The following is a 10776-nucleotide window of genomic DNA, read 5'->3' on the forward strand; positions in this document are numbered from 1 at the left end:
AACCAGTGGGGTACCCGGCGGTGTCATGACGATCGAGTAGGCTTCCCGAGCGCGCCGCCCGTACGGTGCGCCGATGCGCCGCCCGCGTGGCGCGTGACGGGGAAGACCAGCGGCGCCCCGAGGCGCCGGTCAATGGCCCACGGGGGCCCGCACTGTGTGGAGGAAGCGGCGTTGGACGTCCAGGGTTGGCTCGAGACCGTACCGGCGGTGAGCGTCTATCTGCTGGTGGGGGTGGTCATCGGGCTGGAGAGTCTGGGCATCCCGCTGCCCGGCGAGATCGTTCTCGTCAGCGCGGCGATCCTGGCCGCGACACAGGACCACATCAACCCGGTGGTACTCGGCGCCTGCGCGACCGCGGGCGCGATCATCGGTGACTCCATCGGCTATCTGATCGGCCGCAAGGGCGGACAGCCGCTGGTCCAGTGGGCCGGGCGGAAGTTCCCCAAGCACTTCGGGCCCGACCAAGTCGCCATGGCGGAGGAGAAGTTCGACAAGTGGGGCATGTGGGCGGTCTTCTTCGGCCGCTTCATCGCGCTGCTGCGGATCTTCGCCGGCCCGCTGTCGGGCGTACTGAAGATGCCGTACTGGAAGTTCCTGATCGCCAACGTGCTGGGCGGCATCGTGTGGGCGGGCGGCACCACCGCGCTGATCTACAGCGTCGGCGTGGTCGCCGAGTCCTGGCTCAAGAAGTTCTCCTGGCTGGGCCTGGTGGCCGCGGTCCTCTTCGGCATCGGCTCGCTCGTCGTCATGAAGCGCCGTGCGCAGAAGGCCGCCGCCAAGCGCGAGGCGCAGGCGGCCGTGGCGCCGGAGCGCACGGCGGAGCCCGTGGCGGTCACCGACTGAGGCACCTCGCGGACGCGCGAGAATACGGGAAGCGGTCGGCCTGAGGGCCGGCCGCTTCTTGCGTTCCGCGCCCGGGCGGCAGCCGCTCACGCGAGCCGCTCGGTCGCCTCGGACTGCCGGCGGGCGGCCTCGGTCATGAAGTCCGCGATGAGCGCGAGTTGGTCCGGGGAGTAGTCCGCGCACAGCTCCCGCAGGGAGCCGACGAAGTCGGTGAAGTACGGGGCGACCGTGGCGGCGAACCGGCCGTCGAACTCGATCAGCACCTTGCGCCCGTCGTCCGGGTGCGGGACGCGGCGGGCCGCCTGTTTCTCCTCCAGCCTGCCGATCAGCGCGGTCACCGAGGCGGGCGTCAGTCCCGTGTGCCGTGCCAGGTCTCCTGCGGTGAGCGGGCCCAGGCGCTGCAGCAGGTCCACGGCCTTGGTCTCGGTGGCGCTCATGCCCTGGCGGGCGGCGAGCGCGGAGTGGAAGAGCACGGCCGCGGTGCTCAGCTCGCGGCCTGCCAGCAGCACCCGCTCGACCGCTGCTGCTTCCTTTTCTTCCTCGCGGCTTGGCATGGCGGCAGTCTACCCCTACAGTTTAGTTAGATTGAACTAAATAACTCTCTGTAGTGGTAGTGAAGCGACGGAGGTTTCTCATGCACGCACTGGTCATCGGAGGAGGCATAGCGGGGCCGGTCGCCGCCATGGCGCTGCGGCGGGCGGGCATCGATGCCACGGTCTACGAAGCCCACCCCACCGGCGCCGGGGGAGCCGGGGCCTTCCTCACCCTCGGCTCCAACGGCATCGACGCGCTCGCCGCCATCGGCGCCGACGCCCCCGCCCTCGCCGCGGGTTTCCCCACGCCCGGAATCGTCATGTACAGCGGCACCGGCAAGCGCCTCGGCACGTTCCTCGCCAGCCGCCCCGCAGGGGACGGCGACGGCATCGTCAGCCACACCCTCAAGCGCGCCGATCTCTACCAGGCCATCAACGACGAAGCCCGCCGCCGGGCGGTACCCGTCGAGCACGGCAAGCGGCTGGTCTCGGCCGAGCAGACCCCCCGGGGCGTACGCGCGCTCTTCGCCGACGGCAGCGAAGCCACTGGAGACCTGCTCATCGGCGCCGACGGCGTCCACTCCGCCGTACGCCGCGCCATCGACCCCACCGCGCCCGCGCCGCGCTACGTCGGCCTGGTCGGGCTCGGCGGCTACACCTCCGGGGTGCGCCTCGACACCGAACCCGGCACCTTCAGGATGATCTTCGGCAAGCGCGGCTTCTTCGGCTACGCCCAGGAGCCCGGCGGCGACGTGTGGTGGTTCGCCAACGTGCCGCGCCGCGAGGAGCCCGCCCGCGGCGAGGTCGAGGCGATCGGCGCGGAGGTGTGGCGCGGCCGACTGGCCCGTCTGTTCGCGCGCGACGCGGGGCCGGCCGGGCGGCTGATCGAGGCCAGCCAGGAACTCCTTCCGGCCAGCCCGCTGCACATCATGCCGAGCGTGCCCCACTGGCACTCCGGCCGGATGGTCATCATCGGCGATGCCGCTCACGCCCCCTCGCCCAGCTCGGGCCAGGGCGCGTCCCTGGCGGTCGAGGACGGAGTCGAACTGGCGAAGTGCCTGCGCGACGGCCCCGGCGTCCACGAGGCCTTCGCGGCGTACGAGGCGCTGCGCCGCCCCCGGGTCGAGCGCATCGCCCAGCAGGCGGCCCGCTCCAACAGCAACAAGACCGCGGGGCCCATGGCCCGCATCGTCCGCGATGCGCTGCTGCCGCTGTTCCTCAGGACGGTCGCCAACAGCAAGCACATGCAGCGGACATACGGTCACCACACCGACTGGGAGGCGCCCTCGCCCGCCGGTGACCGGAGCCTGCCGCGGCGCTCGACCACCCGCGGCTGAAAGGGGTTTTGCGCGACCGTGCCCCGCCGGGCGTGCCCATCTCCCGGAGGCCTGCACGGTACACAGGGGCAATTCGTGCATTTCTGCTCGGTGCGGAATGGCTTCTTTCGAGGCGAGACGTCAATGCCGGTGCGCCGTACGCTCGGTGAATGACGACCGGAATACGCAATCTCGTGGATCACTACGGTGCGGATCCCACCGGATCGAGCGACTGCGCAACGGACTTTCAGCGAGCGGTCGACGATCTCTGCGCGAGCGGCGGCGGAATCCTGATCGTTCCCGCCGGGCACTACCGGATACACAGCGCGGGAATCTTGATTCCCGACTCCGGCAACATCACGATCCAGGCCCACGGCGCCCACGTCTTCCGCAGCGAGACAGCCGTCTTCGACGTACTGATCGGCGGAGGATTCACAGCCACCGGCTTCGATGGCCCCTCGAACGTCACCATAAGCGGCGGCAGATGGGACGGCGGCGCGACGAACATGAGCCATCTCGACATGTTCTGCATCCAGTGCTGCGAGAACATCCACTACGAGGACCTGATCGTCGAGAACATCCCGGACTGGCATGCGATCGAATTCCGGGCCGTACGCAACGGCACGGCCCGGAATTGTGTGTTCCGGGGTTTCACCGCCCCGACCCCCTCGCGCTTCTACTCGGAGGCAATCCAGATTCAAGAGGGCGACGACGGCACGCACAGCGTCAACCTCGTGGTGGACGGCTGCGCCTCCGACGGGTTCGGCGCGCTGGTGGGGACGCACACCGCCACGGCACCCGGCAAGTTCCACGACGGCATCCGCGTGGTCAACAACCGCGTGACCAGATCGAAGAATTACGGGATACGGGCCGAGAACTGGCGCAATGCCGTGATCGCCAACAACCTGCTGCAGGACTGCAACTCCGGCATCATGGTCCAGCTGGTCCGCAACGCCGCGTACGAGTCCTGGTGGTGGTCCCAGACGGAGAACATCGTCGTCGCCGACAACGTGATGTCGAACATGGGCCTGGAGAACTCTCCGGGGCAGGGCGCCCGGTACGCGACGGTCGGCGTCTACGGCCAGCAGGACCGGCCGATGGAGAATGTGATCGTGTCGGGCAATATCGTGCGGGACTGGCGCAGCTCCAACGGAATCGTCCTCCAGTACGTCCACGAGGGTGTCGTCACCGGAAACGTCGTCAAGTACCAGCACAACGGAACGGGCACGGCAATCCTGTTCACCTCTTGTTCCGGAGGAACGGCCACCGGAAACAACGTCCGCTATGCCGGCGCCGGAATAGTGGGAGCCGAGGTATCGGCGGGCAACCGCATCACCCTCGCCTGATCACCGGCCCATGCCGGTATGCGCTGCCACCCGGGGAAATCCCGCGGCGTCCCTCAGGTCGTCGCCGCAAGTAGCCCGGCGCCCGAGTCCGCGGGCATCCAGCAAAGCGATACCGCTCCTGCCGGCGAGAACTTCGGCTGACACCCGCCCTTCGCCCAGGAGCGCGTGTGTCAGCTGCCGCTCTCGTCGCCCGTCGCGGCGCGGTGCTGCTGTGCCAGTTCCAGGTACATCGTCGCGTTGAGCTTGATGTGTTCGCGTTCCTCCGCGGTGAGTTCGCGCTTGACCTTCGCGGGGACACCGGCGACCAGCGAGCCCGGGGGGACCCGCAGGCCCTGGGGGACCAGGGCCTGTGCCGCCACGAGTGAACCGGCGCCGATGTGGGCGCCGTTGAGGACGGTCGCGCCCATGCCGACCAGGACGTCGTCCTCGACCGTGCAGCCGTGGAGCACGGCGTTGTGGCCGACGGAGACGTTGTCGCCGACGGTGACCGGGAAGCCGGGATCGACGTGCACGGTGCAGTTGTCCTGGATGTTGGTGCCGGCGCCGATGGAGATCGGGCCGCAGTCGGCCCGCAGTACGGCGTGGTACCAAAGGCTGGATCCCTCGCCCATGGTGACGTCGCCGATGACGACCGACGTCGGGGCGAGGAAGGCCGTGGGGGCGATCTGCGGTTCCTTGCCGCCCATGGCCGTGATCAGTGACTGCGACGTCATCGTGGTGTCCTCTCCTGGCTTGCGCCGGCGCTTGGAGTCGGCCGTGAGGCCACCGTATGGGTCGGCGCGGCCGCTGATCCATGGGACCGGCTGGGGCGTAGATCACAGAAGAGGGCAGGGGGCGGAGGAGAGCCCTGACCGGCGCAGTGAGTACGGTATGCCCGTGCCCACGAACCAGAACGTGTTCTCATCCATCGCGGCTTGGCGGCGCCGCGCGGTCTCCCGCGCCGTGCACCGCGGGACCCGATGGGTCAAGGAGGCCGGGGCCGTGACCGCCGAACGCCCCGGCCCGTACCGCTTCCGCCGCCTGGGCAGCGGCACCCGGCTCGCCTTCCCGCAGGGCACGATCTTCGGTGACCCGTGGATCGAGGTCGGCGAGCACTGCATCATCGCGCAGGACGTGACCCTGACCGCGGGCATGATGCCCGACCTGGACCTCGGCCCCGAGGCGATACTGCGGCTGGGCAACGGAGTGGTGCTGGGCCGGGGCAGCCATGTCATCGCCGATGTGCGCCTGACCATCGGGGACGACTGCTTCTTCGGCCCCGGGGTGTACGTGACCACCACCAACCACAGTTACGACGACCCGGACGTGCCCGTCGGCAAGCAGTGGCCGCGCACCGAGCCGGTCGAGATCGGCTCCGGCAGCTGGATCGGCACCGGCGCGGTGATCCTGCCCGGCGCGCGGCTGGGGCGGAACGTGGTCGTCGCGGCCGGCGCGGTGGTCCGCGGCGAGGTGCCCGACCGGGCCGTGGTCGCGGGCGCGCCCGCCCGCGTCGTACGCAGCTGGGACCCCGAGGCGGGCTGGCAGCCGCCGCTGCGCACGCCCGCGCCGGTACCGGTGCCCGAGGGCGTCACGCCGCAGCAACTGCTGGCGCTGGCCGGGCTGGAGGAGGGGGATCTGGAGCCGGGGGCGCGCTGAGCGCGTCGAGGGGTATGCGGTGTGTCGTCCGCGGGCACGTCGTGGCTGGTCGCGCAGTTCCCCGCGCCCCTTGAGGGGCCACCCGACGGCTGTCCACCGACCCGTCTCAGCCCCCCGAGGCGAGCAGCACCGTGCCCACCAGGGCGAGTGAGGCGCCCGCTGTCTGCAGGGCCCGCATCCGCTCCTTGAGGACGCCCAGGGCCGCGAGCGTGGTGACCACGGGGTAGAGCGAGGCGAGGACGGCGGCCATGGTGACCGGGCCGTTCTGGGCGGCGACGGCGTAGGTGCCGTTGGCCGCGACGTCCGCGATGCCGATGAAGGCGAGGGCGGGCAGCGCCGGGCGGAGTGTGGCCCAGCCCCCGTCGGGGAGTACGGCACTGCCCCGCCGCCGCGACACGTACAGCGCGGTGCCGCCGACCGCGACATTGCACACCCGCTGCACGAACAGCGCGAGGAAGAGCCCGGTCACCGTCGTGGACGCCGCCGCGATCAGCGCCATCACCGCGCCCATGCCGAAGGCCGCGATCAGGGTGAGGGCGATGGTCTGCCGCTCCACCGAGACACCGCGAAACTGCGGCCCGCTCGCCAGCAGTACCCCGACGACCGCCACGGTCATGCCCGCCGCCTGCATCAGCCCGGGCCGCTCGCCCAGCGCGAAGCCGACGCCGATCGGCACCACGGTCCCGCCCAGCGAGCCGAGCGGGGAGACCACCCCCATCGGGCCCAGTGCCAGGGCGCGGTAAAAGCAGAGCATCGCGGCCGGTCCCACCACACCCGCCGCGACCGCGAACCACAGCTGCGGACCGGCCTCGTGCCAGCCGCCGGTGGCCACGACCACCGCGCCCAGCACCGCCACCGCGAGGGCCTGCGACAGCACGACCACCGTCAGCGCCTGCATGCGTCGGGTCAGCAGCCCGCCGCCGAAGTCGGCGAGCCCCCACAGGAGGCTGGTGGCCAGGGCGAAGACCGCAGTCATGGGGAAACCTCGCAGTACAGTGAGCTGGACGCTGAAGTGCACCACACCGTAGTGCAGGGAATTGAACTGCGGAAATCAATATATTGGACGGACTGTGACGGACCTCGACCAGCTCACCCAGTCGCTCGCCCGCAACCTCAAGCGCTGGCGTACCGAACGCGGGTACACCCTGGACGCGTTGGCGGCCCGCGCCGGCGTCAGCCGCGGCATGATCATCCAGATCGAGCAGGCGCGCACGAACCCGAGCGTGGGCACCACCGTCAAGATCGCCGACGCCCTGGGCGTCAGCATCACCACGCTCCTGGACTACGAACAGGGCCCGCAGGTACGGCTGGTGGCGCCCGGCGAGGCCGTACGGATGTGGTCCACCGAAGCGGGCAGCCACACCGATCTGCTGGTCGGCGGCGAGGCCCCGGGGCCCGTGGAGCTGTGGGACTGGCGGCTGATGCCCGGCGACCACAGCGCCTCCGATCCGCACCCGCCGGGCACCGCCGAGCTGATCCACGTCCGCAGCGGCGAACTCACCCTGATCGTGGACGGGCAGGAGCACCTCGTACCGGCCGGCGCCTCGGCGACCTTCGAGGCCAAGGTCGCGCACGGCTACCGCAACGACGGCGCGCAGCCGGTGGAGATGACGATGGCGGTGGCCATCCCGCTCGCCCGCTGAGAGGCTGCCGCGCACACCACCTGACCTGCTAGTTTGATCAACATGTCGGAGTCCGTGAACACCTTTGACGCCCCTGCGGCCATGGCCGCCTTCGATGCGGTGCGCCCCGCCGTCCAGTGCCTCGACCTGCTGAGCGCGCCGGTCGCCGCCGCACTGCGCGACTGGTCCGGCTCCGTACCGGTGCAGGAGATCCTGTACGTGGACAGCGACCCGGCGATCTCGGACACCGCGGCCTTCGCCGAGCACTTCCCCGCCTGGCCGCTGGACCGCTCGGCGAACTGCGTGGTGGCGGCGGGCAAGCGCGGCGAGAGCGTCACCCTCGCGGCCTGCCTGGTCCCCGCGCACACCCGGGTCGACGTCAACGGCGCCGTCCGCCGTCAACTGGGCGCCCGCAAGGCCTCGTTCGCCCCGATGGACACCGCCGTCGGCGAGAGCGGCATGGAGTACGGCGGCATCACGCCGATCGGCCTGCCCGCGCACTGGCGGCTGCTCATCGACGCCGCCGTCGTGGACCTCCCGTACGTCCTGATCGGCAGCGGCGCCCGGCGCGGAAAGATCATCGCGCCCGGCAAGGCACTGGCCGAACTGCCGGGCGCGACGGTCCTGGAGGGACTGGGGGCGTAACGCCCTTCCGGACGGGGCCGCTCATCGGCGAGCCCCCGCCCGCTTGAGCCCGTCCGTCAACGGCTGCCCGCCAGGGGCCGCTCGCCGTACGAAATCCCGTGCCCTCAGGGGCACTTCTCCTCGTGCTTGACGGCCTTGAGGGTGATCCGCAGCTTCCTGATGTCCGCGCCCGGCGCCGGATCCTGGGCGCAGACCTTCCAGTTGGCGGGCCACAGGATGTGACGGTGCGCCCCGCGGGCATCGGCCATGCGGATGCTGGTGTCGTAGTCCAGCTCGTCGTACGCCGTGGCCAGGCTCTTTCCCGTGACATCGGGCATCTTGTCCGGTGAGGGGGCCGCTGCGGCGCCGGTCGCCGTCACCGTCAGCAGCGCCAGCGCCGCGGGGACCAGGGCGGCGCGCAGGGCGAACGTGGTACGGGTGGTGTTCATCGGGACGTCCTCCGTATCCCCTCGCGGCGAGGGGGTTCATCGGCAGGGGAGTTTGACGAACGTAGGCCGCAGCGGGGCCGGGCGGCGCGCTGGGCTGCGCTGAATCGGTGAAGCGCGGGCTATCGGGCGGGCGTGCGGCCGCGCAGGTCCAGGGAGAGCGCGCGGGAGTGCTCGGCGAAGCCCAGCGCCCGGTAGAGCGGCTCCGCGTCCTCGGTGGCGTGCAGATCGACCCGGGACACCCCGTGCGCGGCGAACCACTCCAGCAGCGCCTCGGTCGTGGCCCGCGCACAGCCGCGACCGCGATAGCGCGGGTCGGTGCACACGGTGTAGACAAAGCCGAAGCGGCCGGTGGGATGGCCGGGCGCGGGCAGCCGCTGCTCCAGACTGCCGACGGCGCACGCCGCCAAGTGCGGCCCACCGCCGACCGGTTCCGCCCCGTCCACGACGAACGGCCAACGGACGGGGGCCGCCGGAGATTCCCTCCGGCCGCGACAACCTCCGGGCCGGCCTTAAGATCAACTGGGCCGATGAGCCATCGGCCGTGGAACGGGCAAACGAACAACTGAAGGACCAAAGTGACGGGCCACCCGGCATCGCCGCTGCCGTTACGGAGCAGCCTGGCCGACCGCTGTCGGCGCATCACCGAATCCGGGCGCTTCGCCACCGCGATCTTCGTGCTCATCGTGGGCAACGCGGCCGTGCTCGGAGTCGAGACGTACTCCGGTGTCGTACAGCGCTGGCATGAGTGGATCGGGCTCGTCGAGCACGGGTTTCTGGCGGCGTTCACCGTCGAGCTCCTGCTGCGGGCCGGCGCGCACGCCGACCGGCCCAAGGACTTCTTCCGCGATCCGTGGAATCTGTTCGACGTGGCGGTCGTGCTGTGCGCCTTCCTGCCGGTGGCCAGTCAGAACGCGACCGTGCTGCGCCTGCTGAGGCTCGCCCGGGTGCTGCGCGCCGCGCGGTTCCTGCCGCAGCTGCGTGTGGTGGTCACCGCGATCGGCAAGAGCCTGCCGGGCACCCTCAGCTTTCTGCTCGTGGGCACGCTGCTGCTGTATCTGTACGCCATGGTCGGCTGGGTCTTCTTCGCCGACGACGACCCCGGGCACTTCGGTTCGATCGGCCGCGCCGCTCTGTCCCTGCTGTTGCTGCTCACCCTGGACGGCATCGGGGACGCGGTGCGCGCCGGGCTGGAGATCTCCCGGTGGACGATCGTCTATTACGCGTCCTACGTCCTGCTGGGCTCGTTCGTACTGGTCAATCTGCTGATCGGCGTCGTGCTCAACTCCCTTGAAGAGGCCCGGGAGTCGGAGGAGGCAGCGGAGCGGCAGGCGGCGGAGCGGGTGGATGCGGCCGAGGTGCGGGAGCGCATCGCGGCGGCCCGTAAAGCGCTGGACGACCTCGAAGCGAGCCTGTGAGGGCGAGCGGCGGGCCGTTCACGCCTGGAGCAGGTCGTGGAAGGCGGTGGCCGTGTCCAGGGGGGACCGGCCGAAGGGGGCGTCGAAGTTCCAGACCAGGAAGAGGAGGAAGGCGATCAGGGCGCTGAAGGTTCCGGCCAGGAGGAGTTCCCTGGCCGAGCGCCTGATCTGGAGGGTGAAGATCAGGCCGACCGTGACCAGGGCGCCGGTCACCAGACCGAACCAGACCACGCCGGGCAGCGTCTCCTGGGCGTTGTCCGCGCGGGAGCGGCGGGCCTCGTCAGCGGCGGCGACCTGGTCGAGCAGCGGCTGATAGGTCTGCGCCTCCAGGTCGTTGGCGGGCGGGCGCGCGGCGATGTCCTTGCGCAGGGTGTCCAGGAGCGCGGTGCCGCGGTCGGTGAGTTCGTGGCGCTCGATCATGTGCGGCCACTCCACGGTCGCCACATGCTCGGTGTAGCGCTGTACGTCCCGGTGGATGCGGGCCCGTACGTCCGCCGGGTAGATCTGGGCGCGTTCGCCGATCTCGTGCAGGGCCTGCGTCTCCTGGCGGGCTCCGTCCTGGGCCGCGCTGCGGGCCTCCCACACTCCCGCGATGGCCAGGCCCAGCACGATGGCGTAGACGACGCCGACCATCATCGTCATGTATTCCAGGACGTCGGGCGTCTCGGTGGGGTCGTCGTCCTCGGGCACCCGCCGGTGCCTGAGCAGGGTGACGGTCAGAACGACCGCGCAGGCCAGCGCCATGGCGAGGGCGAGTACGAGCCATTCCGTCATGCGGGTCTCCGGGGGCCAGGGGGTGGGGGAGGGGGTGTCTCAGCGCGCGGTGCCGCGGCTCGCGGACGGCCGGGAGCGGGAGCGCGGGCGCAGCATCGCGGCCGCGAGGACGGCGGGCGTGGTGACGACCATGGTGGTGGTGACCATGGAGTGACCGCTGGGGCGCTTCGCATCGTCGGCAGCGCGGTAGTGGGGGAGGGGGAGCGGGCGGGGGGGTTG

The 10776-nt window shown here is 70.8% G+C and carries 14 protein-coding genes; 7 read left to right on the forward strand and 7 right to left on the reverse strand.

Features of this window, described 5'->3' with window-relative positions; all coding sequences use genetic code 11:
* Window positions 1–171: 171 nt before the first annotated feature.
* A complete protein-coding gene (locus AC4IJH_RS29450) occupies window positions 172–843 on the forward strand; it encodes a DedA family protein (RefSeq protein ID WP_490854944.1) in 672 nt (223 codons plus the stop codon).
* 86 nt (window positions 844–929) lie between these two features.
* Here the strand turns inward: AC4IJH_RS29450 and AC4IJH_RS29455 are convergent, their stop codons facing one another.
* Window positions 930–1397: a MarR family transcriptional regulator gene (locus tag AC4IJH_RS29455; protein WP_490854945.1), complete on the reverse strand. Its 468-nt coding sequence runs from the start codon at window positions 1395–1397 to the stop codon at window positions 930–932.
* Window positions 1398–1477: 80 nt separating this feature from the next.
* Between AC4IJH_RS29455 and AC4IJH_RS29460 the strand changes: the two genes are divergently transcribed.
* Together AC4IJH_RS29460 and AC4IJH_RS29465 are read left to right on the forward strand one after the other, a co-directional pair.
* Window positions 1478–2713: an FAD-dependent oxidoreductase gene (locus AC4IJH_RS29460; protein WP_490854946.1), complete on the forward strand. Its 1236-nt coding sequence runs from the start codon at window positions 1478–1480 to the stop codon at window positions 2711–2713.
* A 149-nt stretch (window positions 2714–2862) separates the two neighbouring features.
* Complete coding sequence (locus tag AC4IJH_RS29465; protein WP_490854947.1) at window positions 2863–4038, forward strand: glycosyl hydrolase family 28-related protein; 1176 nt, start codon at window positions 2863–2865, stop codon at window positions 4036–4038.
* Between the two features lie 170 nt (window positions 4039–4208).
* Here the strand turns inward: AC4IJH_RS29465 and AC4IJH_RS29470 are convergent, their stop codons facing one another.
* The gene (locus AC4IJH_RS29470; protein ID WP_490854948.1) at window positions 4209–4751 is read right to left on the reverse strand and encodes a gamma carbonic anhydrase family protein; all 543 of its coding nucleotides are present in this window, start codon (window positions 4749–4751) and stop codon (window positions 4209–4211) included.
* 157 nt (window positions 4752–4908) lie between these two features.
* On the opposite strand from AC4IJH_RS29470, the gene AC4IJH_RS29475 reads away from it, so the two are divergent.
* Window positions 4909–5673, forward strand: a complete 765-nt coding sequence (locus AC4IJH_RS29475; protein WP_490854949.1) for an acyltransferase — start codon at window positions 4909–4911, stop codon at window positions 5671–5673.
* 106 nt (window positions 5674–5779) lie between these two features.
* Here AC4IJH_RS29475 and AC4IJH_RS29480 read toward each other — a convergent pair whose 3' ends face one another.
* Complete coding sequence (locus AC4IJH_RS29480) at window positions 5780–6649, reverse strand: EamA family transporter (protein WP_490854950.1); 870 nt, start codon at window positions 6647–6649, stop codon at window positions 5780–5782.
* Window positions 6650–6743: 94 nt separating this feature from the next.
* Here AC4IJH_RS29480 and AC4IJH_RS29485 point away from each other — a divergent pair, with 94 nt between their 5' ends.
* A complete protein-coding gene (locus AC4IJH_RS29485) occupies window positions 6744–7316 on the forward strand; it encodes a helix-turn-helix domain-containing protein (RefSeq protein ID WP_490854951.1) in 573 nt (190 codons plus the stop codon).
* 81 nt (window positions 7317–7397) lie between these two features.
* Window positions 7398–7940: a YbaK/EbsC family protein gene (locus AC4IJH_RS29490; protein WP_490854958.1), complete on the forward strand. Its 543-nt coding sequence runs from the start codon at window positions 7398–7400 to the stop codon at window positions 7938–7940.
* 104 nt (window positions 7941–8044) lie between these two features.
* Here the strand turns inward: AC4IJH_RS29490 and AC4IJH_RS29495 are convergent, their stop codons facing one another.
* Window positions 8045–8368, reverse strand: a complete 324-nt coding sequence (locus tag AC4IJH_RS29495) for a hypothetical protein (RefSeq protein ID WP_490854952.1) — start codon at window positions 8366–8368, stop codon at window positions 8045–8047.
* A gap of 119 nt (window positions 8369–8487) precedes the next feature.
* A complete protein-coding gene (locus AC4IJH_RS29500) occupies window positions 8488–8811 on the reverse strand; it encodes a GNAT family N-acetyltransferase (RefSeq protein WP_490854953.1) in 324 nt (107 codons plus the stop codon).
* A gap of 132 nt (window positions 8812–8943) precedes the next feature.
* Between AC4IJH_RS29500 and AC4IJH_RS29505 the strand changes: the two genes are divergently transcribed.
* Window positions 8944–9783 (forward strand): ion transporter, encoded by an 840-nt coding sequence (locus AC4IJH_RS29505; protein ID WP_490854954.1) that lies wholly within the window; start codon window positions 8944–8946, stop codon window positions 9781–9783.
* A gap of 18 nt (window positions 9784–9801) precedes the next feature.
* On the opposite strand, the gene AC4IJH_RS29510 is transcribed toward AC4IJH_RS29505, so the two are convergent.
* Together AC4IJH_RS29510 and AC4IJH_RS29515 are read right to left on the reverse strand one after the other, a co-directional pair.
* On the reverse strand, window positions 9802–10557 hold the full coding sequence (locus AC4IJH_RS29510) for a bestrophin-like domain (RefSeq protein ID WP_490854955.1): 756 nt from the start codon (window positions 10555–10557) through the stop codon (window positions 9802–9804).
* A 39-nt stretch (window positions 10558–10596) separates the two neighbouring features.
* The coding region (locus AC4IJH_RS29515; protein WP_490854956.1) for a hypothetical protein at window positions 10597–10776 on the reverse strand (180 nt) is incomplete at its 5' end.

This window comes from Streptomyces sp. UF-297 (genome assembly GCF_058245575.1).